This is a genomic window from Agrobacterium tumefaciens, from assembly GCF_005221385.1.
GTDB classification, from domain to species: Bacteria; Pseudomonadota; Alphaproteobacteria; order Rhizobiales; family Rhizobiaceae; genus Agrobacterium; species Agrobacterium tomkonis.
This window is the reverse complement of record NZ_CP039904.1, coordinates 63,666-88,546: the sequence shown is the minus strand read 5'-3', so window position 1 is coordinate 88,546 and position 24,881 is coordinate 63,666. Positions and strand designations below refer to the sequence as shown.

At 59.4% G+C, this 24,881-nt stretch carries 21 protein-coding genes; 9 read left to right on the top strand and 12 right to left on the bottom strand.

The genetic code is table 11. From position 1 onward, the window contains the following. The first annotated feature begins 106 nt into the window (after window positions 1–106). From CFBP6623_RS15620 to CFBP6623_RS15600, 5 genes are all read left to right on the top strand, one after another. Window positions 107–1,618, top strand: a complete 1,512-nt coding sequence (locus CFBP6623_RS15620) for an alpha-N-arabinofuranosidase (protein WP_046800429.1) — start codon at window positions 107–109, stop codon at window positions 1,616–1,618. Window positions 1,619–1,625: 7 nt separating this feature from the next. After that, entirely contained in the window at window positions 1,626–2,699 is a 1,074-nt protein-coding gene (locus CFBP6623_RS15615; protein ID WP_046800430.1) for an ABC transporter ATP-binding protein, read from the top strand. 72 nt (window positions 2,700–2,771) lie between these two features. Continuing rightward, on the top strand, window positions 2,772–4,046 hold the full coding sequence (locus CFBP6623_RS15610) for an extracellular solute-binding protein (protein ID WP_080842763.1): 1,275 nt from the start codon (window positions 2,772–2,774) through the stop codon (window positions 4,044–4,046). Window positions 4,047–4,115: 69 nt separating this feature from the next. Then, window positions 4,116–5,000, top strand: coding sequence for a carbohydrate ABC transporter permease (locus tag CFBP6623_RS15605; RefSeq protein WP_046800432.1), 885 nt, complete (start codon window positions 4,116–4,118; stop codon window positions 4,998–5,000). Further along, a complete protein-coding gene (locus tag CFBP6623_RS15600) occupies window positions 4,997–5,824 on the top strand; it encodes a carbohydrate ABC transporter permease (RefSeq protein ID WP_046800433.1) in 828 nt (275 codons plus the stop codon). The genes CFBP6623_RS15605 and CFBP6623_RS15600 overlap by 4 nt, the downstream gene beginning before the upstream one ends. Window positions 5,825–5,842: 18 nt before the next feature. On the opposite strand, the gene CFBP6623_RS15595 is transcribed toward CFBP6623_RS15600, so the two are convergent. The 6 genes from CFBP6623_RS15595 to CFBP6623_RS15570 all read right to left on the bottom strand — a co-directional run bounded on the left by CFBP6623_RS15595 (window position 5,843) and on the right by CFBP6623_RS15570 (window position 11,697). Then, a complete protein-coding gene (locus CFBP6623_RS15595; RefSeq protein WP_046800434.1) occupies window positions 5,843–6,967 on the bottom strand; it encodes a sn-glycerol-3-phosphate import ATP-binding protein UgpC in 1,125 nt (374 codons plus the stop codon). A gap of 34 nt (window positions 6,968–7,001) precedes the next feature. Beyond that, entirely contained in the window at window positions 7,002–7,886 is an 885-nt protein-coding gene (locus CFBP6623_RS15590; RefSeq protein ID WP_046800435.1) for an ABC transporter permease subunit, read from the bottom strand. Window positions 7,887–7,893: 7 nt separating this feature from the next. Next, window positions 7,894–8,784: a carbohydrate ABC transporter permease gene (locus tag CFBP6623_RS15585; protein WP_046800436.1), complete on the bottom strand. Its 891-nt coding sequence runs from the start codon at window positions 8,782–8,784 to the stop codon at window positions 7,894–7,896. A gap of 87 nt (window positions 8,785–8,871) precedes the next feature. Next, complete coding sequence (locus tag CFBP6623_RS15580; protein ID WP_046800504.1) at window positions 8,872–10,215, bottom strand: extracellular solute-binding protein; 1,344 nt, start codon at window positions 10,213–10,215, stop codon at window positions 8,872–8,874. A gap of 258 nt (window positions 10,216–10,473) precedes the next feature. Beyond that, window positions 10,474–10,947: a VOC family protein gene (locus CFBP6623_RS15575; protein ID WP_080842762.1), complete on the bottom strand. Its 474-nt coding sequence runs from the start codon at window positions 10,945–10,947 to the stop codon at window positions 10,474–10,476. 159 nt (window positions 10,948–11,106) lie between these two features. Then, the gene (locus CFBP6623_RS15570) at window positions 11,107–11,697 is read right to left on the bottom strand and encodes a methyltransferase family protein (RefSeq protein WP_052760245.1); all 591 of its coding nucleotides are present in this window, start codon (window positions 11,695–11,697) and stop codon (window positions 11,107–11,109) included. A 295-nt stretch (window positions 11,698–11,992) separates the two neighbouring features. Here CFBP6623_RS15570 and CFBP6623_RS15565 point away from each other — a divergent pair, with 295 nt between their 5' ends. From CFBP6623_RS15565 to CFBP6623_RS15555, 3 genes are all read left to right on the top strand, one after another. Then, window positions 11,993–13,777, top strand: coding sequence for a methyl-accepting chemotaxis protein (locus CFBP6623_RS15565; protein WP_046800438.1), 1,785 nt, complete (start codon window positions 11,993–11,995; stop codon window positions 13,775–13,777). Between the two features lie 210 nt (window positions 13,778–13,987). Then, complete coding sequence (locus CFBP6623_RS15560) at window positions 13,988–14,905, top strand: lytic transglycosylase domain-containing protein (RefSeq protein WP_046800439.1); 918 nt, start codon at window positions 13,988–13,990, stop codon at window positions 14,903–14,905. Between the two features lie 148 nt (window positions 14,906–15,053). Beyond that, a complete protein-coding gene (locus CFBP6623_RS15555) occupies window positions 15,054–15,467 on the top strand; it encodes a hypothetical protein (RefSeq protein ID WP_046800440.1) in 414 nt (137 codons plus the stop codon). Between the two features lie 68 nt (window positions 15,468–15,535). On the opposite strand, the gene CFBP6623_RS15550 is transcribed toward CFBP6623_RS15555, so the two are convergent. The 4 genes from CFBP6623_RS15550 to CFBP6623_RS15535 form a co-directional block, all read right to left on the bottom strand. Further along, window positions 15,536–19,114, bottom strand: a complete 3,579-nt coding sequence (locus CFBP6623_RS15550) for a TonB-dependent receptor domain-containing protein (RefSeq protein ID WP_232370440.1) — start codon at window positions 19,112–19,114, stop codon at window positions 15,536–15,538. A gap of 156 nt (window positions 19,115–19,270) precedes the next feature. Continuing rightward, complete coding sequence (locus CFBP6623_RS15545) at window positions 19,271–20,197, bottom strand: FecR family protein (protein WP_052760246.1); 927 nt, start codon at window positions 20,195–20,197, stop codon at window positions 19,271–19,273. Window positions 20,198–20,283: 86 nt separating this feature from the next. Continuing rightward, window positions 20,284–20,793 carry an RNA polymerase sigma factor gene (locus tag CFBP6623_RS15540; protein WP_046800443.1) on the bottom strand — a complete coding sequence of 170 codons (510 nt, stop codon included), beginning with the start codon at window positions 20,791–20,793 and terminating at the stop codon, window positions 20,284–20,286. A gap of 140 nt (window positions 20,794–20,933) precedes the next feature. Further along, window positions 20,934–21,836, bottom strand: a complete 903-nt coding sequence (locus CFBP6623_RS15535; protein ID WP_046800444.1) for a hypothetical protein — start codon at window positions 21,834–21,836, stop codon at window positions 20,934–20,936. Window positions 21,837–22,019: 183 nt separating this feature from the next. Here CFBP6623_RS15535 and CFBP6623_RS15530 point away from each other — a divergent pair, with 183 nt between their 5' ends. Next, a complete protein-coding gene (locus CFBP6623_RS15530; RefSeq protein WP_080842760.1) occupies window positions 22,020–23,000 on the top strand; it encodes a 3'-5' exonuclease in 981 nt (326 codons plus the stop codon). Between the two features lie 51 nt (window positions 23,001–23,051). On the opposite strand, the gene CFBP6623_RS15525 is transcribed toward CFBP6623_RS15530, so the two are convergent. Both CFBP6623_RS15525 and CFBP6623_RS15520 read right to left on the bottom strand, forming a co-directional pair. After that, window positions 23,052–23,768: a GntR family transcriptional regulator gene (locus CFBP6623_RS15525; RefSeq protein WP_046800506.1), complete on the bottom strand. Its 717-nt coding sequence runs from the start codon at window positions 23,766–23,768 to the stop codon at window positions 23,052–23,054. 84 nt (window positions 23,769–23,852) lie between these two features. Continuing rightward, window positions 23,853–24,680, bottom strand: coding sequence for a hypothetical protein (locus tag CFBP6623_RS15520; protein ID WP_046800446.1), 828 nt, complete (start codon window positions 24,678–24,680; stop codon window positions 23,853–23,855). Window positions 24,681–24,881 lie beyond the last annotated feature (201 nt).

The window sequence follows — 24,881 nt, the reverse complement described above, 5'->3', positions numbered from 1 at the left end:
AAAGTATGATTTTCGCGGTTGACAGGCGCGGATTCCCTCGGCAACTATATTATCAAATATGGTTCATACCATATTTTAAGATATAAATGCGCAGGGAGGAGAGCCTATGAAAGCGCGGGTTTCAGTCCACCGGGACTTCCGGATTGGGCGTATCGACGATCGCCTATATTCCGCCTTCATCGAGCATATGGGGCGTGCGATCTATGGCGGGATTTACGAGCCCGGCCATCCGCAGGCGGATGAGAACGGCTTTCGCAGGGATGTCCTGAAATTCGTGCAGGACCTGAAAATTCCCGCCATCCGTTATCCCGGCGGCAATTTCGTTTCCGCCTATCGCTGGGAAGACGGCATCGGCCCGCGCGACAAGCGGCCTATTCGTCTGGACCTTGCCTGGCGGTCAAAGGAAACCAACCAGATCGGCATCAATGAATTCGCCGACTGGGCGCAGATGGCCGGCATCGAGATGATGCTGGCGGTCAATCTTGGTTCCCGCGGTCTGGATGATGCCCGTAACTTCCTTGAATATGTGAATTTTCCCGGCGGCACCGAGCTTAGCGATCTGCGCCGCAGCCACGGCACCGAGAAACCGCATGGCGTGAAGATGTGGTGCCTCGGCAACGAGATGGACGGCCCCTGGCAGATCGGCCACAAGACGGCGGTGGAATATGGCCGGCTGGCCAACGAAACCGCCAAGGCTTTCAAAGGCTTCGACCCGACAATTGAAGCGATCGTCTGCGGCAGTTCGAATGACGGCATGCCGACCTATCCCGAGTGGGAACGCGAAGTGCTGGAGGAATGCTACGAGAATGTCGATCATATCTCGCTGCACAAATATTTCGGCAATAACAGCCGCGACACGCTGAATTATTTCGGCAAGATCGAAGAGACCGGCCGTTACATCCAGACGATCGCCGGCGTCATCGATTATGTGAAAGCCAAGAAGCGCGCCAAAAACGATGTTTCCATCTGCTTCGACGAATGGAACGTCTGGTATCACATCCGCGAAGACGACAGCAAACGCATCAAGAGCTGGGATTGGCCGGAAGCGCCCGCCCTGCTGGAAGAGACCTATAATTTCGAAGATGCTCTCTTCGTTGCCGGTCTGCTCAATGAATTCATCCGCCGCTCGGACCGCGTGCGCATCGCCTGCATCGCCCAACTCGTCAACGTCATCGCCCCGATCCGGGCAGAAAAGAACGGCCCGGCCTGGCGTCAGACAATCTATTATCCCTATCAGTTCGCCTCGCTTTATGGCCGTGGTGTTGCGCTGAATGTCGCGGTCGATTGCCCGACTTACGACTGCAACGCGGCTGACGATGTCAAATATCTCGATGTCGCCGGGGTCTTCAGCGAGGAAGAAGGCGTGGTGACGCTGTTCGTCCTCAACCGCCATCTTACCGAGGCGGCGGATATCAATGTCAGCCTTACCGGATTTTCATCAGCCAGCCTCAGCCTGCATCTTGCGATGGCGGGATATGACCTGCGGGTCGGAAACGGCCCGGACCAGCCCGACCGCGTCGTGCCGGTGCCGGGCAGTGGCGTCGCTGTCGAGGATGGGGCACTCAAAGGCTCCGTGCCGGCGTTGTCCTATCACGTGCTGCGCCTGAAGGTTCAGTGAGGCGGTGATGGGTGTCCGTCTCAACAATATCGCCAAGTCCTTCGGATCGTTCGCAGCGATCCGGGACGTCTCGATGGAAATCCCGACCGGCAGCTTCGCGGTGTTCGTGGGGCCTTCCGGTTGCGGAAAATCCACCCTGTTGCGCATGATCGCCGGGCTTGAGGAAACCAGTGGCGGCCGCATCGCCATTGACGACCGCGATGTTACCGCGGTCGAACCGGCCGATCGCGGCGTTGCGATGGTCTTCCAGAATTATGCGCTCTATCCGCATCTGACGGTGTTCGAGAACATGGCTTTCAGCCTTCGGCTTGCCCGCCGGCCGAAGGCGGAGGTGAATGAGAGGGTGGGCGAGGCCTCCCGCATCCTGCAGCTTGACGAGCATCTGCACAAAAGGCCTTCGCAACTTTCGGGTGGCCAGAGGCAGCGTGTGGCCATCGGCCGCGCCATCGTGCGGCAGCCGAAGGTTTTTCTGTTCGATGAACCCCTGTCCAATCTGGACGCCGAGTTGCGTGTGCAGATGCGGCTGGAACTGACCCGGCTGCACCGCAAGCTCGGCGCGACCATGATCTATGTCACGCATGATCAGGTGGAGGCGATGACACTTGCCGACAGGATTTTCGTCCTGAAGGGCGGCATCGTGCAGCAGGCGGGGGCGCCTCTGACGCTGTATGACGATCCCGACAATCGTTTCGTGGCGGGCTTTATCGGATCGCCGGCGATGAATTTCCTGCAGGCCGATGTGGTGGAGCAGCGTGATGGCCGCGTGACCCTTGCCCTTGAAGGCGGCGAACGGCCTCTCGAAGCGCGGTTGTCGCAACCGGTGTCGCCCGGCCAGCGGCTCGAGATTGGCATCAGGCCGGAACATCTGGCGATCACGGATGGAGGCGTCTTACCTGTCATCGTCGAGGTGGCTGAGGAGCTTGGCGATCTGTCTTACCTCTACACCCGCACCAGGGCGGGAAAGGAGCTTATCGTGCAGCGGCAGGGCTCCCGGGAGCAGCTGGATGGCCGGTCCGTTTCGCTCAGCGCCTCGCCCGACAGGATCCTGGTTTTCGACAGCGACGGCAAAAGGTTGCGATAGGCGCGAGGAGGCGCCTTTCGATGCAGCAAACCATCCCCTGACGGGGTGTTTCAAGAAACGGGAGGAATAACGATGCGATTGATCAAGACATTGCTTATCGGCACGGTTCTGGGTTTGACCGCCATGCCGGCGCTTGCCAGGCAGGATATCATCTGGTGGGACTTTCTGGCCGGTGGTGACGGCGTGCGCATGAAAGCGCTGATCGAGGCCTTCAACAAGGAACATCCCGATATCCAGATCAAGGGCACGACGTTGGAATGGGGCGTTCCCTTTTACACCAAGGTCAGAACGGCCTCTGCGGTCGGTTCAGGGCCGGATATCATGACCTATCACCTGTCGCGCGGGCCGCTTGGCCTTGAAGAAAGGGTGCTGAGCGAAATCACCGCAAAGGATCTTGAGGATGCCGGGCTGAAGACGGAAGATTTCTTCAGCGCGCCGGTGGAGGCGGCCACGCAGGACGGCAAGCTTTACGCCGTGCCGTTCGATATTCACGCCCTTGTCCTTTATTACAACGCCGATCTTTTGAAGGGCTCTCCCTATCTCGATGCCGAAGGCAAGCTGACCGGCATAAAGACGATCGAGGATTTCGAAAAGGCGCTTGCCTGGGCGAAGGAAAATGGCGTTGAGACGCCGATCACCTATCAGTCGGGCGGTGAAGGCGGAGTGTGGCGGGTGTTCTACACGCTGCTGTCGCAGCAGGGTGGCGAACTCGTCACCGGTAAGGAGGTTCTGGCCGGCGACAATGCCGAAAAGGCCGCAAAAGCCATCGACACAATGTCCAGATGGCGGGAAAACGGCTGGGCGCCGGAACAGGCGGAATATGAGGCCTCGGTGGCGCTGTTTTCCGCCGGCAAATCCGCCTTCCAGCTGAATGGCGTCTGGGAAGTACCGACCTACAAGGATCTGGAAAAGAACGGCAAGCTCGGGTTCAAATGGAGTGCGGTGGAAGTGCCGCCTTTGATGGGCAAACGCGCCACCTGGGCGGATTCCCATGCTTTCGCCATCCCGAATGAAGGCGACAAGACGGTTTCCGGCGAAAAACGTGCCGCAGTCATGACGGTGATCGGCTGGATGGAAAAACACGCCATCAGCTGGGCCGATGCCGGGCATATTCCAGCCTATAAATCGATCACCGAAAGTGCCGAATATAAGGCCATGCAGCCGAACGCCACCTATGCCACGCTGGCGGAGGCGGCGGTGTTTGACCCCAAGACCACAATTACCGGGGTTGCCTCTCCGGCCTATGACGCGGCACTCAACGTCATCGCGCCGGCCATTCAGGGTTTTGTCGGCAGCGCGGAAGCCGTCGAGCAGATCCAGTCCGAACTTCAGGGCAAACTCAAATAATCCACGCCTGCCCTCCGGCCCCAATGGCTGGAGGGCATCGCGCAATGCGCAGAGGCCCGGAGGCATTCCATGGCAATGATTGAAAACCGGCGGAAGAAGTCGCTGATCGCGCTGTCGATGGTGACGCCATTCATCGTCGTCTTCGCCACCTTCTTCCTTTATCCGCTGATCGAGATGGTGCGCATCAGCTTTACCGATGCGCCGCTGATCGGTGAGGGAAACTGGGTTGGGTTTGAGAACTACGCGAAACTGCTGGGCGACCGGCTGTTTGTCACCTCGCTCAAGAACAACGGTTATTTCGTCCTCTTGACCGTGGTGCCGACCACCATCATCGCGCTGATGATTTCACTCGCCGTCAGCCGGCTGTCGGGCATCGGGCAGACAATCGCCATGAGCCTGTTTTTCCTGCCTTACGTGCTGCCGGTCTCGGTGGTGACGGAAATCTGGGCATGGATGCTCGATCTGCAGTTCGGTGTTCTCCAGCCGGTCATTTCGCTGCTGGCGGGCAAGCCCGTCGCAGTCTTCAAGAACCCATATTGGGTGATGCCGATGGTCGCTGTCGTCACCATCTGGTGGACGAACGGTTTTAACGTGCTGCTGTTCATTGCCGGCCTGCGCAATATTCCGACCGAGCTTTATGAAGCGGCGGCGCTGGATGGCGCGACGACCTGGCAACGCTTCCGCCGCGTCACCTGGCCGCTCCTGTGGCCCGTGACGGCACTTGTCCTGACGCTGCAACTGATCCTGCAACTGAAGATATTCGACCAGATCTACCTTCTGAGCGGCGGCGGCCCTTTCAATTCCAGCTTCGTGCTCCTCCTCAAGGTCTATCGCGAGGCCTTCCAGATGAACAATGGCGGTTACGCCTCGGCCGTTGCGACCGTGCTTTTCCTGTTGATCGTCATCGTTTCCGTTCTCCAGTTCCAGCTGCTGCGCATCCGGAGGAACTCATGAGCCCGACCAGAAAACTAGAGAACATCGTTCTGACCCTTTTGACCTTTTCGGCGGCGCTGGTGTGGATTTTTCCGCTCTACTGGAGTTTCGTCACGTCGCTTCGCTCCGATGAAAATGTTGCCGGCAACACATCGCTGCTGCCGGACGAGTTCCAGCTGGGCGCCTATGTGAATGCGATCTTCAACACGCGGCTGCTGACCTGGTATGTCAATTCCATCGGCACCGCCGTCATCGTCACGGTCTCCGTCCTGTTCATTTCGATGCTGTGCGCCTATGCGCTGTCGCAGATACGCTTTCCGGGACGGCGGCTGCTCTATGGCATCGTGCTGGCAAGTTTCATGGTGCCGGCGCAGACGCTTGTCGTCACGCAGTTCATCCTGATGAAGAACCTCAACCTCATCAACACCTGGGCGGGCATCATCCTGCCGCAGCTCATCACCCCCATCGTCATCATCGTCTACAAGCAGTTCTTCGACAGCGTGCCGAAGGAGATGCGCGAGGCGGTGGTGCTGGATGGCGGCGGCGAATACACGATCCTGTTCCGGGTCTATCTGCCGCTCAACTGGGGGATCACGACCGCCATGGCGATCGTGACCTTCATTTCCGTGTGGAATGCCTTCTTCTGGCCTTTCCTCGTCGTCACCTCGGAAAACATGATGACGATCCCCGTCGGCATTACCCAGGTCAATGATGCCTTCGGTGTCGCCTATGCGCGCCTGATGGCCGTTGCGATGCTGGCTGCACTGCCGGTCATCATCGCTTACGTCATCTTCCAGCGCCGCGTGACGGAGGCCATCATGATTTCGTCAGGCGTGAAGGGCTAAGCCGAAAGGCCTTGTCTTCTAGACTGCCAGCAATGCCTCCTTGCCAAGATTATTGGTCTCGGTTGCCCCTTCCGTTTCGATCCGCTTGCCGGTGGCAGGGTCGAAGAAATGCAGGTGCGCAGGCGGCATGGTGAGGTGGATGCGCTGGCCGGGTTTGACCGAAAGGTCTTCGCCGATTGCGGCGGAGAAGGTTTCGCCGGCGATCTCGGCATGCACGATGCGGCCGGAGCCGAGCTCTTCGACGAAATCGACGATTGCCGGTACGCCTGGGCCTTCTTCCGTGCTGACAAGGCACTGTTCCGGGCGAATGCCCACCGTCACGTCGCGGCCGCGCAGTTCGAGACCGGTTTCAGGGAAGAGTTTGACGGCCGCGCCGCCCAGCATCACCGCAGGCGATTCGACTTCGACCCTTGTGGTGAACAGGTTCATCGCCGGGGAACCGATGAAGGACGCGACGAAGGTGGTGGCGGGGCGATGATAGATATCGAGCGGATGGCCGACCTGTTCGACATTGCCCTTGTTCATCACCACCAGCCGGTCGGCCAGCGTCATCGCCTCCACCTGGTCATGGGTGACGAAAACCGAGGTCGCGGACAGGCGCTGGTGCAGCTTGCGGATTTCGGCGCGCATGGTAACGCGCAGCTTGGCGTCGAGGTTGGAGAGCGGCTCGTCGAACAGGAAGACCTGCGGTTCGCGGATGATCGCGCGGGCCATGGCGACGCGCTGGCGCTGGCCACCGGAAAGGGCGGCCGGCTTACGCTCCAGAAAATCGGTAAGGCCGACGATCTTTGCGGTTTCTTCGATGCGGCGCAGGCGCTCGGCCTTGGCGACACCGGCGACTTTCAGCGCATAGCCGATATTGCCGGCAACCGACATATGCGGATAAAGCGCGTAGTTCTGGAACACCATGGCGCAGCCGCGCTCGCGCGGCTCGAGCTTGTTGACGACGCGCCCGCCAATGGCGATTTCACCTGATGTAATGTCTTCCAGCCCGGCGATCATGCGCAGAAGCGTGGATTTGCCGCAGCCCGAGGGGCCGAGGATAACGACGAATTCGCCGGATTCGAAAGAGAGATCCACGCCATGCAGGGTGGGTGTCTTGCCGTAGGATTTGCGGACCTGGCGGATATCGATCTGAGCCATGATGGGAAACCTTGTTGTTGAAAGCCGCGCGCCGTCACTTGTCGGACGAAACGAGACCGCGGACGAACCAGCGTTGCAGGAAGGCCACGACGAGAAGCGGCGGTGTGATGATGATGAGCGAGCCGGCGAGCGTGACGTTCCAGTCCGGCGTACCGTCTTCGGCGGGCAAAAGCGCACGCAGCGACATCATCACCGTCTTGTAGGAAGGGTCGGTGACCATCAGCAGCGGCCAGAGATACTGGTTCCAGGCATAAACGAACATGATGGTGGTGAGCGCCGCCATGTTGGTGCGAGACAGCGGCAGGAGCATCTCCACGAAGAAGCGTATCGCGCCCGAACCATCCATACGCGCTGCCTCCGCCAGCTCGTCCGGGATGGTCATGAAGAACTGCCGGTAGAGGAAGGTGCCGGTGGCGGTGGCGACCAGCGGCAGGGTGAGGCCCGCATAGGAGTTGAGAAGGTTCCACTCCACCGTCACCTCGATGCCGAACAGGCCGAGAATGGAACGGAACGGCTGGAAAAGATCGGCGGCCACCGAATAGGTGGGAACGACACGCACTTCGAGCGGCAGCATCAGGGTGATGAACACCGTCCAGAAGAACAGATGTTTGAGCGGCGAGCGGAAGAAGACAATGGCGAAGGCGGTAAACGCCGAAAGCGCTACCTTGCCGATCGTGACGAGCGTCGCCATGATCATGCTGTTCCACAGCGCATTGCCGAGATTGGCGCGTTTCCAGGCTGTCTCGGCATTGGCGAGAAACTCGCCCTGCGGCATGAAATGAAACGGTACGCTGTTGACCTGGGTTATCGTCTGGCTCGCTCCGGCGATGATGACGACGAAGGGGCCGATGAGCAGAAGAAAGCCGGCAACCATCAGGATATAGGTCAGGGCGTCGGCATAGGGGGTGCGCTGGATCATCGCCGCCTCACTTGTAATGGACCTGCCGCTCGACGAAGCGGAACTGGATGAAGGTGAAAACCATGATGAGGCCGATGAGGACGAGGCTCTGCGCCGAGGCGCCGGAATAATTCAGCCCCTCGAAGGCTTCGCTGACGATGCGGTAGACCATCACCTCCGTGGCGCGGTTGGGGCCGCCTTCGGTGGTGGTGGCGACGATGCCGAACGTGTCGGCGCCGACGAAACCCTCGGTCATCATGATGACGGTCAGAAAGAACAGGGTGGGTGCGAGCAGCGGCACCTGGATGTCTATGGCGCGGCGAATGGGGCCGGAACCGTCCATGGCGGCGGCTTCCGTCAGCGAGCGCGGCACGGATTGCAGCCCTGCGAACAGGAAGATGAAGGTGTAACCCGCCCATTTCCAGATGAAGATGACGATGACAAGGATCAACGCGTGTTCGCCATATTTGGCCGGGTTCCAGATGTCCGGCCACCAGGCGTTGAGGGAGGCGGCGAGACCACGCTCCGGTGACAGGATGAAGCGGAAGGCCATGCCGGCGGCAGGACCCGCGATGGCATAAGGCAGGATATAAAGCACCCGGAAGAAACCGGAGCCGGGCAGGGCGCGATCGACGCACAGCGCCAGAACGAGGCCGATGAGGATGGTGAAGAAGGGGCCGGCAATGGCGAAAACCATGCTGACGAGCACGGATTGCCAATAGAGTGGATCGAGGAAGGTCTCCTCGAAATTGGCAAGGCCGACAAATTCCGCAGCGCCGCCGAAGGGCGGCTCCAGCGTGAAGGCCCAGTTGATGACCGCTGCCACGGGCCAATAGAAGAACAGGAAGATCAGCAGAAGCTGCGGCAGGGCGAACAGCACGGGCAACCACGTGCTTTTGAAGACGGCGCGCTTTTCCATAAAAAACCGGCAATACTGGAGAAATGGGCGGGCTTGCCCGTAAAGCGTGAAGCGATTCGGGCAAGCCATTGGAAAATTTTAGGAAACTTAGTTCAGCTTGGCGCCGGCATAGGTCTTTTCGAAGCGGCGCAGGCCAGCGTTGGAGCGCTCGACAGCCTTGTCGAGTTCAGCCTGGACGTCGGCATTCTGCATGAAGATGGCTTCGAGCGAGGTGGCGACTTCCTTGCGGATCTGCGTGAAACCGCCAAGGCGGATACCGCGGGTATATTCCGAAGGCGGCGTGAAGGTCAGGCTTTCGATTGCCTTTTCACGGCCCTTATAGGGGGCCTTGTCATAGAAGCCGTTGGCCTTCATGGCGTCGAAGCCGGTCTTGGTGACCGGGATGTAACCGGTGACCGTCGACCACCACTGAACCATCTCCGGCTGGGCGATGAAGTTCAGGAATGCGGCTGCACCCTTGTATTCGGCGTCCGGACGACCGGCCATGACCCACAGCGACGCGCCGCCAACCAGTGAATTGTGGCGCTCGGTGCCTTTCCAGACCGGCAGCATGGCAACGTCCCACTTCACGCCTTCCGGCATGGTCTTGGCAACGGTGCCGTGATTGGCGATCGAGGTCATGAACATCTGGCAGGTCTGCGAGGTGAAGGCGGGCAGGATGTCCATGCCGAGCTGCTTGGTCTTGACGACGAACAGCTTCTCGTCCTGCATCTTCTTGAAGAACTTGACGTGATCGACGAACTTCGTCTTGTTGATCGTCAGTTCAGCGTCGAGGCCCTGATAACCGTTGCCCTTGGTGGCGATCGGCTGGTTGTGGATGGCGGAGAACTGCTCCATCAGCATCCAGGTGTCGAAGTTGAAGGCCAGTGGGCATTCAAAGCCGGCAGCCTTGAGCTTCGTGGCGGCTTCCTGAACCTGTTCCCATGTGTCGGGCTTGAAGGTGATGCCGGCTTTTTCGAAAGCGTCGATGTTGTAATAGAACATCGCGGTCGAGGAGTTATAGGGGAAAGAATTCAGCTCGCCCGCAGCGGTGGCATAATAGTTGGCGATGCCGGGGAAATAATTGTCCCAGTCGATCTTGTAGCCGTTGTCGGCCATCAGCTTCTTGGCGGGAACGAAAGCCTTGGACAGCATCATGTCCAGCGTGCCGGCGTCATAGATCTGGGTGATGGCGGGCTGCTTCTTGGCGCGGTAAGCGGCAATGGTGTTCTGCAGCGTGGCGTCGTAATCGTTCTGCGAGGTGCAGACGATTTCGAATTCAGCCTGCGAATCGTTGAACTTCTTGCAGGTTTCCTGAACGCGATCGCCAAGATCGCCGGAAAGGCCGTACCAGAATTCGAACTTGGTCTTTTCTGCATGGGCGGCCGTGGCGCCGAAGGCGGCAGCAATGGCGACGCCGGCCACGAAAGAGGTCAGAGCGGAAGATTTCATGAGTTGAGCCCCGTTGATGGATGATGGCATGATCGGCAAGGACATCATGTTCCCAGCACGAAGCCACGGGCTCTGCTAACAGCCGTCTTTGACGGATCGCTTACACTTTGTTGAACGTTTTATGATGACTTGCCGCGCAGGGCGATCTGCGCGGCGGGGAAAGGCGATTAATTTCATGAAATCGGATTTTCCCTTATGTTTCGGGTGTTTCCGGGATCAAGTTAATTTCGCTACTTGCTGCTGAATAGTCCGTTGGCGTCAACCGCGGCGTGCGGCTTCGATGGCGGCGACGTCGATTTTCTTCATGTCCATCATCGCCTCGGAGGCACGTTTGGCCTCAGCGCCGCCGGCGGCCATGGCGTCCATCAGCACGCGCGGGGTGATCTGCCAGGAGACACCCCATTTGTCCTTGCACCAGCCGCAGGCGCTTTCCTCTCCGCCATTGCCGACGATGGCGTTCCAGTAGCGGTCGGTTTCTTCCTGATCTTCGGTCGATATCTGGAACGAGAAGGCCTCTGTCTGTTTGAAGGCAGAACCGCCATTCAGACCGATGCAGGATACGCCGGCGACGGTGAACTGCACCGTCAGCACATCGCCCTTCTTGCCGGAAGGATAATCGCTCGGCGCGTGGTGAACCGCGGTTACCGCGCTGTCGGGAAAGGTCTCGGCGTAAAATCTGGCGGCGGCCTCGGCGTCCTTGTCGTACCAGATACAGATCGTGTTCTTTTTCATCTGCGTGCTCCTCCAGGTTGGAACTGATCTTCATCTTGCCTGAACAGGCAAGGAAATTTGCCGGCCTGTGGCCGGCCCCCCATTCGGCATAAAATGCCTGCGGCGGATGAATGTTCCGAAAAAGCTGAAGGCCACGCCACGGCTCAGGTTCGACTGTCGTTACAGCCAGCGCCTCACCCGGCGCCGATAGGCGTCATATGCCGGTCCAAGCTCCTTCGTCAGCACACGTTCTTCAATAGTCACCTGCAGCGACACGGCGATGACAAGAGCGATGGCGACAACAAGCTGCAGAACCGATGGAAATACCAGCACCAGCCCGGTAAACAGCACGATCTGACCGACAAAGACGGGATTTCTGGAGCGGCCGAAAGGACCGCTATCGACGATTGCGCCAAGATGGCCCTCGGCCGCGCCGATGCGCCATGACCTGCCCATATAGTTCTGCGCATAAAGCGCGATCAGGCCGCCAGCCAGCACCATCGCCATGCCGCCAATCCGGATTGGGGCACCAAGATCGCCGCGGTTCAGAAGCCAGACCGGATTTTGCGGCTCCAGCCACAGGGTAACGAGCGGAAGCAGGGCGCCGAGGAGAAAAGCGAGGCGAAAGAGCATGGCGGGAACGGCCTGCCGCTCGCGGCCTTTTGCGAAAAGCCAGATCGGTTCTCCCGTCTGCCGCGCCAGCCGCGCCGTCAAAAATAGAAATCCGGCAATATAGACCCACACGGCGAGTGCGGTTGCGACGTCGATCATGGTTTCTCCCGAAAACAGTGGCAAGCCGCAACGTATCGGCGAAGGGCAGCCTTATCCGATTCGTGATGCCCGGAGTATAAACAGCAATAATGCATAATTGTTATGCCGGTCCCGTGGCGCTGACGCGGGTGATGGGGCTGGGGCAAGAAACGATGGCCGGTTTAAATTCAGTCTGAATTTTGCAACCCACGCGACGGACGTCAAGTTTATCCTTAAATATTATTTAATATTGTAACAGTAATATTACTGAATGATTTTGATAGGGAATCATCTGTCTGACATCGGAGGATTGCGCGTGAGTTTTCTTGATCGGGGTGCCAATGCTTTCGCGGTTCTTGCCGCCCTTTCCAAATCCCAGGCCATTATAGAATTCGACCTTTCCGGGAAAATTCTGACCGCCAACGAGAATTTCTGTCGTGCGCTCGGTTACGAGCTGGCGGAAATCATCGGCAGGCATCACAGCATGTTCGTCGAGCCCGCCGTTGTGTCTTCGCAGGACTACAAGACCTTCTGGGCAAAACTTTCAGCCGGTCAGTTCGACCAGCAGCAATATAAGCGCATCGGCAAGGGCGGCAGGGAGGTCTGGATCGAGGCCTCCTATAACCCGGTGTTTCGCCGCGGCAAGCCGGTGAAGGTGATCAAGATCGCCACCGACATCACGCAGCGCAAGCTGAAGGCGGCGGAAGATGCGGGCAAGATCGACGCCCTGTCGCGGGCGCAGGCCATCATCGAGTTTTCACCTGATGGCGATGTCCTGACGGCCAACGAGAATTTTCTGGCGGCACTGGGTTATTCACTGCCGGAGGTTCAGGGCCGGCATCATTCGATGTTCTGCGAACCGGCCTATACGCAGTCGGCGCATTATAAGCAGTTCTGGGAAAGGCTTGCCGGCGGTGATCTCGTGGCGGATGAATTCATGCGCCTCGGCAAGGGCGGCCGCAAGGTCTTCATTCAGGCCTCGTATAATCCGATCTTCGATCTGAACGGCAAGGTGTTCAAGGTCGTCAAATTTGCGACCGACGTGACCGGCCGCGTCGAGAATGTCGAAAAGCTGGCGCAATGTCTTACTGACCTCGCTGATGGCGATCTGTCGCAGAGCATTGACAAGCCATTCATCCCCTCGCTTGAGAGATTGCGGACGGATTTCAATGCAGCCTCGGAAAAGCTGAAGAGAGCGATGACGCTGGTATCTGAAAATGCCGGCGCGATTTCCTCGGGCTCCAACGAGATACGCTCCGCCGCCGATGATCTTGCCAAACGCACGGAACAGCAGGCCGCTTCGATTGAGGAGACTGCCGCCGCGCTGGAGGAGATCACCACTGCCGTCAACGATTCCAGCCGCCGCGCCGAAGAGGCTGGCACGATCGTCGCCCGTGCCCGTGACCATGCCGAACATTCGGGCCAGGTGGTGCGCGATGCGATCGGCGCCATGGATCAGATCGAAAAATCGTCACGCGAGATTTCGAACATTATCGGCGTGATCGACGAGATTGCCTTCCAGACCAATCTGCTTGCGCTGAATGCCGGCGTGGAAGCGGCGCGTGCCGGTGAAGCGGGCAAGGGTTTTGCAGTCGTCGCGCAGGAAGTGCGCGAACTGGCGCAGCGCTCGGCAACGGCTGCAAAGGAAATCAAGAGCCTCATCAATGCTTCGGGCTCGCAGGTGGAAAACGGCGTCGGCCTGGTTACCAAGGCGGGATCGGCGCTGCAGGAAATCGCGGCGCAGGTTCGTGATATCAACAGCAATGTCGTGGCGATTGTCGAAGCCGCCCGCGAACAGTCCACCGCACTTGCCGAAATCAATCAGGCGGTCAATACCGTCGATCAGGGCACACAGCAGAACGCTGCGATGGTGGAGGAGCAGACTGCCGCCAGCCACAGCCTTGCACGGGAAGCCGCCGCCCTGTTCGAACTTCTGGGCCAGTTCAGGTTCGATGAAGCGCCGCGTTCGTCATCCTCCCTGCGCAGCAGCCCGGAGGTGAGGCCGGCGCCTTCTCAATCGCGCCGCCCGGTATCCCGGCCCGTTGCGGCGCGTGGCTCCGCCGCGGTTGCCCTCAATCACGATGAATGGCAGGAGTTCTAGAAGGATTCTCGCCAGAGCGGGTAAATGACAGCGTCCAGCCAGCCCGGCAATCGGGCCGGCTGGATGTTTTGCGCCGAGCCTTTTGATAGTGCGGATGCGCATCGGCAGCGCGAAACCGAAACTTCCATTGAACAAGGCCGAAGCTCGGGGCATATTTTCGCGATTGCCCGATGATCGGTGCGTTGCGTCTGGAAGTATGGGGTCGTTTGCTTGGCAGGGATATGGACAGGCCGTGTCGCTCTCGTCGTCTGCCTGCTGGTGACAGCCGGTGGTGCCGCCCGGGCTGAGAAGCCGGCGGAGGGGAAAAATGCCTGTGCCTATAGCCATGCCGTTGCGCCGGAACTGTGCATTCGGGTCGGCAGCTACAATAGCGATCTGTGTCATGCCATCGAGGTGCTGGCCGCACGTTACGCCGTCCCGCCGGATTATTTCGCCCGGCTGATCTGGCGCGAAAGCCTGTTCCGCGCCGATGCGGTCAGCCCGAAAGGGGCCGAGGGCATCGCCCAGTTCATGCCCGGAACGGCAAGGCTGCGTGGTCTCGAGGACAGTTTCAACATCATTGCCGCGCTTGAGGCGTCGTCGCGTTATCTCTCCGAGCTGAATGGTCAATTCGGCAATTTCGGGCTTGCCGCTGCGGCCTATAATGCCGGCGAGGCGGGGTTGCGAACCTTCATCGCCACCGGCCGCCTGCCAATGGAAACCCGCGATTACGTGTTTGCCATCACCGGATATCCTGTCGAGAACTGGAAAGACAACCCGCCGGAAAAGGCCGCCCCGGCGCTGGATGACGGTCGTTCCTTCCTCGACGCCTGCCTGCGTCTGGCCGACACCCGCACCATGAACGATCCCGTTCTCATCTCCTCGGCTGACTGGGCGCCCTGGGGTGTGCAGCTTGCGGCGCATTACAATCCGGCGGTGGCGAACCGGCTGTTCACCCGCGCGATCGGCGGATTGTCGGAACCGCTCAATGCGGAACGTGCCCTCATCGTCAGGCAAAGAGGCGGGAATTTCGGCTCGCGCCCGCGTTATGCCGCCCGCATCGGCCGTGAGACCCGCGCCGAAGCCAACAGGCTCTGCGGAGAGATCCGGCAGGTCGGCGTCCCCTGCACCGTGTTCCGCAATAGATAGAGAAGCGCAACACCCGTCGATCATAACAAGTTGATCGGGATTTCTGTCCGCCCGCCTTTCAGCATAAAATCATTGACCCTAGATTTGCCCCGCAGCGGCAGTAGGCAACCTATGCGGCTGGCGATATTTTGCGAGGGGACGATTGAAAATGAGATGGATTGAAACCGGATGTCTGGCGGCTGCGCTGATGATTATCACCGCCTGCACCTCAACCGGAGAAACCGATATTTCCCGAACGGTCGCGGCCTTCGTGGGGCAGCCGCGGGATGCGGCCATCGCCAGGCTTGGTCGCCCCAACAAGGTGGTTATCGACAAGGGCGCAACCGAATCCTACTGGCTGAAGGTCGATGTGGAGACCTATGCCGGGCTCAGCAACCGGCGTGAATACAAGTCCGTGGATGGACAGACCCAGATGACGCAGACGGAGGGCATGAAAATCAAGGAACACCGCCGCGACTGCATCATCAAGATCACTGCGGATGCCGGCTCCATCATCAAGACCAGTGAGATCATCGGCAATCCGGCGAGTTGCGAAGCCATTCTCAATCGTCCGGCTTCGTGAGCAATCTCATGTTTCGGTGAGCCGCGCGCCAGATAGGCGCACGGCTCGAAAGCTTGTGGAAAGTTTCCTCAGAAGCGATAGTTCAGCCCAACCTTGATGGCATGCATGTTCAGCGAGTTCGAGGCATTGCGGCCGTTGGCAATTCCGGATGTCCCCACATGGTCCACATATTCGTAGATCGGTGATTCATAGGGCTCGCAGACTTCCGGCATGGAATCGCAGAGCCAAGCCATGTTCGGATCATTCTTTAAGCCGGGATCGACCATCTCCGTGCCCGTCTGCTCACTGGTGCGATAATCCTTGCCGGTGCCGGCGCGGGCGTTCTTGAACTTCAACGATTTGGCGCGGAAATGGCTGTAGCTGTAATCCGCACGGATCGACCAATTGTCGTTCAGCGCATATTCCGCGCCGAGGCCGATTGTGAAGCCGGCACGTGTTCCGGAAGCCTTCTCCACAAAGAATGCCGTCGTTTCGGAGCCAAGGGGATTGGTCCCGCTCGCGCCGTCTGAAATATACTGGTCGCGCCACTGGGTTTCTTTCGCCAGCGCCAGGCCGGCGGTGGAATAAACGAGCAACCTGTCATTCACGGCGTAACCGAGCTTCGCGCGCAGACCGGCCGTCCAGTCGATATCGTAGCTGGTCGTTGCGTCCAGGTGACCGCTCTTTGCCAGCACCGGATCGGTGGAACCGAACTTTTCGAGGCCACGAAGATAGGTCTTGGTGTAATCGGCCTCCACGCCGACGACAAGGCCGTTTTCCAGCTGCCGGTCATAACCGGCCTGTAGTCCAAACGCACCGCCACGCAGGTTGAAATCGGCCGATTCCCGTGCGGCCGCATCGTTGAATGTGCCATCCAGCGAGGTCGTATTTCCCGCAAAATTCAGGAAATCGCCGCCGGTATGGGCACCCACATGGAAGCCGGTCCAGTCACGCACGAAGGATGCGTCCGTCGGGCGGCTGAAGGGGGAAAGGCCGGGCAGGGCCTCGCCGCCGCCGATCGTTGCCGTAAGGCTGGCATAGATGGTGCGGCCGGGACCGGGCTGCGTGACGAGGCCGAGCGGATCGACATAAAAACGGTCGAACAGGTTCTCCACCCGCAGGCTCGCGGTCATGTTGTCGTTGATCTTGTATTCGGTAAACAGATCGACCAGCGTATAGGGTTCCCAGTCGACAAGCGCGATGAATTCCGACGCACCCTGCGCGGTGACGTCGCCGTGGCCGATGGCGCGCGGGCCGACATAGGAGATGCGGCCCCCGACCGTCAGCCGGTCCTCGAGGAATTTCTGCGAAAGCGTCAGGTCGACCGTATATTCCGGCTGAACATGGTTCGTCGCATAGTCGCCATAGAGAGACTTGCTGTCGCAGGTCTGGGTCGTGCGGCAATATTCGACATTCAGGAAGTAGTTGGCGGAAAGATCTGCCGAAAATCCGCCATTGGTGTATCGGCCGGAAAGTTCGAGACCGGAAAACTTGGCGCGCGGAATATTGCCGATATTCAACGTCAACTGTGGTTCGGTCACGACGGTGCGCGAGATGTAATTCTTCACATCCCAGTTGAAATAACCGAACTTGATCATGGCGGTGTCATCGTCGGAGAGGATGCCGTCGCGAATGATGTTGGTGCCGATTTCCCAGTTGCTGGAGCGTTCCGGCAGGACACCCGAATTCGCGATGACGCTGTTGAAGGCCGAGACGGATTCGATGATGGATGGCGAGCGCAGCGTATTCGAATAATTGATGTAGAACTGGGTATTGTCGAACGGTTCCAGCGTCACTCCGGCAGATGGGCTGAACCCGCCGTCATCCACTTTCAGGCCAACCGGCTTGTCCCGCGCCTGATAACGCTCATAGGGATCGAACCTGTCTTCGACCCAATAATGGGAGTATCGCAACCCGCCATTAAGGGTGAGCCAGTCCACCGGTTTGTAAGCTGCCTTGGCGAAGGCTGCGCCTTCATGGCGAATGGCGTCGCGCGGTGTCAGCCAGCCCTCCAGAACGGCGGTGTGGTCGCTGCCCTTGGTGTCTTCAGCACGGTAGGAAAGTCCGTAATTCAGGTCGAAATCGCCGTAATCCAGGCTGAACTGCGAGCGGTTGGTAATCTCCGCTCCCCACATATTGGTATCGGTGCCGACCCGGAAGCCTGATGGCAGGCCGATCTTCTCTGGCGTCAGGCCACGCCCGCCGCGCACGGGGTTGCGGACTTCGAGATGGTTGAAATAGAAATTCGACTTGAAGTCGATGAGGTCATTGTCTTCGGGGTTCCAGTTGTATCTGGCGGTAAATGTGTCGAGGCTGGTGCTGACGGTCTGTTCCTGCTGCTGCGCCTGTCCGGTATTCGAGGTCAGCCGCGAGGCAAGCCTGTCGCCGGCCTCGCTTCTGTATCCCATGTAGCCGATCTGGAATGTCTGATCGTCTGACAGACGCGCCGTGACCTTCGCCAGAAGCGATTGGGTTTCCAGCTCGGTATTGAGGACTTCCTCGCCGCCGCGATAGTTGACCAGACCTTCATTGATCATCGTGTTGGGCAAAGTGCCGCCCCAATATTTCGTGTCGCCGATGTTTTTCGGGGACGCGACAGGACCGTGGCTGCCGGCGTGATAATTGCCCTGGCGGCGATGCGCATATCCGGCGACGACATCGATGTCCTCGCCCTTGTAAGCGCCGATGACGCTGCCGGAACCGGTCGTCGGCTTGAGGAAGGCGGGCCTGTCCATGCCGTCAGCGGACGGTGTCGCGGTGCCTGCGCCGGACTGGTAACTATAGCCGCTCAATGCCCCTTCGGTCGGGCTTGATGAATTGGTGCCGAAGCCAGCCTTGACCTTCAGCCCCCATTTTTCGCCCGGCTTGACGATGTCGTCGGCGCCGACCGTTCGCATCGCCACTGATCCGGCATTGCCGAAGGAAGCAGCATCGGCTCCCTTGGTAATGTCGACACCGGCGATGAAATCGGGATCGACATAGGTGCGGTTCGAGACGCCCTGATAACCCTGATAGACAGTCACGGAATTTTCGGCGCCGTCGATCGTCGTGGCGACGCGGCCCATTCCCTGCATGCCGCGAATGTTGACGTCGATGGCACCGGCGCCGTTTCGCGCTTCGCCGGACATGACGCCGGCCGTGCCACGAAACATGTCGGCCGGGCTTGAGCCGCGGAAGCGCTCGATATCTTCACCCGAAATGAAGGCGGTCGGGGCATCGTTGCCGTAAGGCGCATCCGGACTGCCATATCGTCCGGTCTTGCCGGTGACGGTGATTGTTTCGAGAACGAGCGAGCCATCCGCAGAGGTTGCCTCCGGTGCCTGTGAGGCATTGGAGACCGTCACGCGATCGGGCGCGGTGAAGCGGAAGCTGAGGCCGGTGCCGTCAAGCAGCCTGCCGAGTGCCTCCCGCGGCGGCAGGGAGCCGGCTGCTCCGGAGGTTTTGAGCCCTCTCGTCAAGGATGCGTCGTAGAAAATCTGGATGCCGCTTGCGGCGCCAAAACGCGTCAGCGCCACATCGAGGGAGCCGGCGGGAATGGAAAATTGGCGCAGCTCCTGCGCAACGGCCTGGGTATGGGCAACTAAGGATACGGAGCAGGCCAGTGATGCGCAGAATGCTGCGAGCCTCAAACGCCGTTCGCGACCACCGGATTTATGTCCCGTCGCCAATAAAGTCATCCCCGTATTCCCTTCCATTTCGCCGCCTTGCTGCGGCCTCTGATAGGGAAGACGACCGAGGCGCATGAACCCGAAAAGATTTGTGGAGTTTTTTTGTAATATTTTCGGATCGTCCGGAATCCAGCGCTGTCTCCGGTTCGAAAGGGCTTAGACGAGCAGCAGGATTCCGCCTGCGCCAACCGCATGAAGATGCAGGGTTTCTTCAAGATGCGCGATAATGTCCTGCGGCCGGTTGAGCTGAAAGACGCCCGAGACGTGCAGGGAGCGCAGGCTTTGACGGGTGATGATGATCCTGCCGCGCCGGTGGCGGTTCAGGCTCGCGACGATGTCTTCCAGCGGACGGTTGTTGAAGACCAGCATGCCTTCACGCCATGCCGATGCCGTCTCGAGGTCGATTGCGGATTTTTCCCCAAGGCCAGCGTCCGAATAGACGATTGCTTCTCCCGGAAGCAGCTGCGCATCGCCGAGACAGTGCACGCTGAGTGGACCGGACAGGCATTCCACGGTCACGCCGCTGGCATTATGGGTGACGCTGAACGCGCCGCTGGAGGCCTGCACGCGGCCATTGCCGGCTTTGACCACAAAAGGAATGTTCGCCGCCTGCTGGACGGTGAAAACCGCTGCACCTGCCGTGAGATCGAACTGCCGTTCGCCGCTGTCCAGCGACAGGGCGGAGCCGCCGTCGAGAAAGGCGGTCGATCCGTCCGGCAGGCTGACATTCTGCTGCTCGCCGACGCCAGTCGAAAAATCCGCAAGCATTGCGCCGATGGATGGCAGGTAACCGAGTTCCGGCAGGGCGATGGCAATGCCTGCAAGGCCGGCGGCAAGGCTGCTGCCCACCAGAAAAGATCGTCTGGATGTGGCGTTGACGGGGGGCTTCGCCTGCGCCTCCAGGGCCGGGCCAAGATCGCGCCAGAGCGCCGAGGCCTCGACAAAGGCGCGCTCATGATCGGCGCTGAGGCTGCGCCAGTGGCGGAGCGCCTCTGTATCCTCAACCGTGGCCGCGCCGGAGCGCAGCCTGACGATAAAGGACGTGGCCTTCTTCCTGAGCGCATCGGATCCTTCGTTCAACACGCAACCCCTATCAAAAATACGCCCCGATACCGGAATTTCACATGAACCTCATTAGCTCTAACGATCACAAACGGTAAATCCGAAAATTATCTGCGCCGCTCATGTCCCATTTTCTCGATGCAGTAGCTGAGGGCGCGATTGATTTCCATTTCCACCGTGCGGGTGGAGACATGGAACTCTTCCGCGATCTCGGCATAGGGACGAAATTCCAGCCGCGCCGCGACCAGCATCTTTCTCTGTCGATCCGGCAGTTCACCGATGACCCGCATAAGCTGCCGGATCTGGTCGCGGTCGATCACCTGCTGGTCAGGACCCGGGCGCTCGTCTTGAATGGAAAGGGCATCCTCGATCTGTTCGGTCGTGGCCCTGTGCCTGCGTCCCCGCCCATGATCGATGGCCAGCGACCTAGCGATGCGCTTGAGATAAGGCACTGGTGCTGCGGATGCATTCGAGCTGTTTCTCGCCAGCTTGATCCATGCCTCATGGGCAAGATCCTCGGCATCCTCGCGCGAGCCCGTCATCCGCGTCAGATATCGCTTGATATCCGACTGGGTTTTCAGGAATGCCGAAAGGAATTTGTCGTCGCGCTGCGTCATGACCGACCTGGAGATTGGACTTCAGGCGATACCCCGTGGCAGATGCGAATTCAATACTTAACTTAAATAATCATGTTAAAGCCGGCAGGCCGTGATCGCGGCGGACGTGCATGTCCGAGCCGCCCCGGCCTGGGCAGGCCTTACAGCTGCATCTTGATCGTCAGCATATATTCGGTGCCTTTCGCCCGGTCGCGGGTGCGGGACACTTCTAGGGTGACTTTTTCCAGCTTGTGTTCGAGGCTTTCCTTGATTGTTCCGCCGGGCGTGTCCTCACGGCGCAATGAGGTATTGCCATAACCAATGCCGATTTTGCGCGTGATGGCGTTTTCCGTATAGGTTCTTCCGAACATGGCGGAAGCCTGCCCGCTGCGCACAGTCGCATCGAAACCACGGGAATCGATGTCGCGATAGGCGGAGCCGCTGATCGAATTGTCGGACTGGCTGTAGCTGCCGCCCGCGCTTATTCTGGCAAGTCGGTGCCCGTCGTGCTCAAGCGAAACATTGCCGTCGGCGGAAGGTCCGAAAAGCCCACCGTTCATGCTGTCCTTATAGGTGAAGCGGAAACGGCCGCTGCGCGCATCGACCTGATAATTGTAGGAGGCGTCACCGCTGCGCACCTGAATGCCCGGTGCCGGTTCGCTGCCGAGGATCGGCGAAACCTTGTCGGCGAAATTAAAGAGCGGTCTGGTGACCTGTTCAAATTCCGTCTGCGACAGCCGGACGGGCTTGCCTTCGGCATCGAAACCACCAACGGCGAGGCACGGGCGCTGATTGATGACGCTTTTCAGGGCAAACAGCGTGCAATTGTCGCTGGTCATGCCGGCAATGGCAGCGTGGACGGAGTTGCGCAGCGTATAGCTGCCGCAGCAGGAGAAGGCGTCGTTATCCGCACTCGCATCTCGCGTATAACCGGTGAAGACGATGCCGCTTGCGCCGGTGGAAATGTTCACATTGGCGAATTGCGGGCCGCTTTGCAGCGGAAACAGCTTCAACCGGCTCTGGTCAGCGAGCGTCTTCGGGTTGGAAAGCGATGGGATCGGCATTCGTTTTCTCTCCTTGAACACGGAACGGTATTTCCCTTCTAACACCGCAACGAGAAGGTGCAACCCGCAACCTGTGTGGGTCAGTTTCTGTGGATGACAGCAACCGCTGTTGTTACCGTGAGCCTCTGCACATATGTTGGACTACTTAAATCACGATTTCCGGATACGGCGGACAGGCGCATAATGAACTCCCAGTTGGATTTTTTCGGTTCCGCGGCAGCGCGTTTCCCCCAGGGTGAACGGGGGCGAAAAGCGGCCGGCCGCGAAACGGTGCAGAAAAACGTTGCGGATGATGAGACGCTTGCCGGATATCTTGAATCCACCGGCAATTACCGTGTTTCACGCCGGCTCATGCCACGCGCGGTCGTCGACAAACCGCGGCCGGAATTTCCGCGTCAGGGCATCATCCTCGATACCGAAACCACAGGGCTTAATCATCGAACCGACGAGATCATCGAGATCGGCGTCATCGCCTTCACATTCGACGATCACGGCGCGATCGGCGACGTTACCGGTGTTTATGGCGGCCTGCGGCAGCCCGGCGTCACTATCCCGGAAGAGATCACGCGCCTGACCGGTATTACCGACGAGATGGTCGAAGGACAGGTAATAGACATGGACCGCCTGAGCGCACTTGTTGCCAGGGCGGATCTGATCATCGCCCATAATGCCGGCTTCGACCGCCCGTTCTGCGAGGCTTTCTCACCGATTTTCCGCGAGAAGGCATGGGCCTGTTCGGTTTCCGAGATCGACTGGAGGGCGCGGGGTTTTGAGGGCAGCAAACTTGCCTATCTGATAGGGCAGTCCGGTTATTTCCACGACGGCCATCGCGCCGTCGATGATTGTTTTGCGCTTCTGGAAGTGCTGGGTCATGCCCGTGCGGGGCAGGGCGAAGCACCCTTCGCAGAACTGCATCAGGCAAGCCAGCGCTCCCGTGTCCGCATTTATGCGGAAAACAGCCCCTTCGACATGAAGGATCATCTGAAAAAGCGCGGCTACCGCTGGTCAGATGGCTCCGATGGCCGACCCAAAGCCTGGTGGGTGGAAGTGGCCGAAGAAAAGCTCGACGAGGAGCTGCATTTCCTGCGGACCGAGATTTACCGCTGGGAGGCCGATCCCCCGGTCAAGCACCTCACAGCCTTCGACCGCTTCAAGGCCAACTAGAGCACTCGTGCGGGAGCGGCGGACATTCTCCGCCATCGATTCCGCCGGCGATCAGGCGAGCGGTGCCAGCGCATTTCGCAGGCTGACACCCTGCTTCGGCTGCAGATCGAGATCGGCCTCGATATGATCGAGGTGATGGAGCATGAGATCTGAAGCGCCTTTTGCATCGCCCTTTGCGACAAGCTCGAGAATGGCGAGATGTTCGTTGTGGCCGCAGCTCGAAATACCCGAACGGCCATAAAGGGCGACGACCAGCGAGGAGCGGGCGACCAGCTCATCCATAAACCGCTGGAGGATGACATTGCCGGATAGGGCCGCCAGCATGAGATGGAAATCGCCCGAGGCCTTTATTTCCGCCCGGCGTGCCGCCGGGCCGCGTTCATTCATATATTGCGCCTCTTCGACGAGGTGATGCTGAAACCGTACAATATCCGCAGGGGTGATGCGCTCCACCGCCGCCGCGATGATGCCCGGTTCGATCAGGCGGCGCGAGGCGAAAATCTGGCGCGCTTCTTCCGGTGAAGGCGTGGAAACGAAGGCCCCACGGTTACGCTCGGTCTTCACCAGCCCCTCGAAGGCCAAAATCTGCAACGCGGCGCGCGCCACGGTGCGGCTGACATCGAAGAGTGCCCCAACCTCGGCTTCCGACAGTTTGGTTCCCGGCGCCAGCCGCCGGTCGATGATGGCATTGCGCAGGGATTCGCGGATCAAAAGCGAGCGATCCTCGATTGTGGCATCCACGGCTGGGGTCTTTTCTGGCAGGGTCATGTCACGCATCCGGTATCGCTTCTTCTAACCCGGCGGCATCGGTTTTCCTAGTGGCGTCGCTATCGTGAACAATCGCTGATATCGTCAGGCCCTCAAAATCCCTAACCACACGACAATGAATGCCAGTTGATGGGCGATATCCCTTTGTACATTCTGCAATGTCCCATCGCTCAGAAGTATGCGGGATCCGTCCCTCTTCAAGATGCTCAGGCGTTCTGCCTTGGCCAATAGGGCCGTGACCTGGGCGCGGCTGATCCCATAGGCGCGCGCAGCCGCCTTGCGGGAAAACTCACAATTGGAGGCACCGGATTTGCTGGTTTTGGCCGCAGACAGCAGATCCAGCAGCAGAGGAAATCCGGGCGCATGGCCCAGGAACATCAGGGTTTCCATTGATGTGGGGCTGAACTCCTGCGGTTGTTTCAAAAGCCAGCCGACGCCATCAATAAGGATGTTGACGCCGATGTCTTTCGCCGGCCTGTCCATAACCGGTTGCGCCTGCCATGGCGCGGCTGCGGCAAGATAAGTCTCGGCGAGTGTCTCGATCGCCATGATCAGCCAGCCACACAACGACCATGGGCGTTCGCGGTTGTCGCCATTGGGCTGATGCCGCCGGGCGGCGCCTTCGAGTTCCAGCCAGTCGATCAGCGCCCGTGTCCTGCGGCTTGAGGCCCAGCCTCGGGGGACGACGACGGCCTGAACCTCAGCCAGGGTAAATCGTCCGCCATGAACCGATGCCAGAGCGACGGCGCACAGGATCGTTGCGAATGCGCCGAAATCACCGAGAGCGCGGACGAGGCGTGGTTCCTGCTTGTAGACCCTCGATATCTGCGAGCAAAGACGGATGACAGTCTCGTCAAAAGCGGCATCGTTCAGGATCCGGTTCGCAAGGGGTGTCAGCCTCTCCTGAAGCATGTCCGGCTGCGGCCGAACGGGGTCTCCTTGCGGGAGCGATTTTGAATCCTGCGCAGCTGCTTTTCCAGATGCCTTTCTCCCACGGAATTTAAGTTTCGCTACTTTATGGCGAATTTAAAAATATGAGTTTTGCTCACCGACTGCGGCCGTTCAGGCCCACATGACAGCTGAAATGTTCCGGGTTCGGGAGATGCGTGCAAT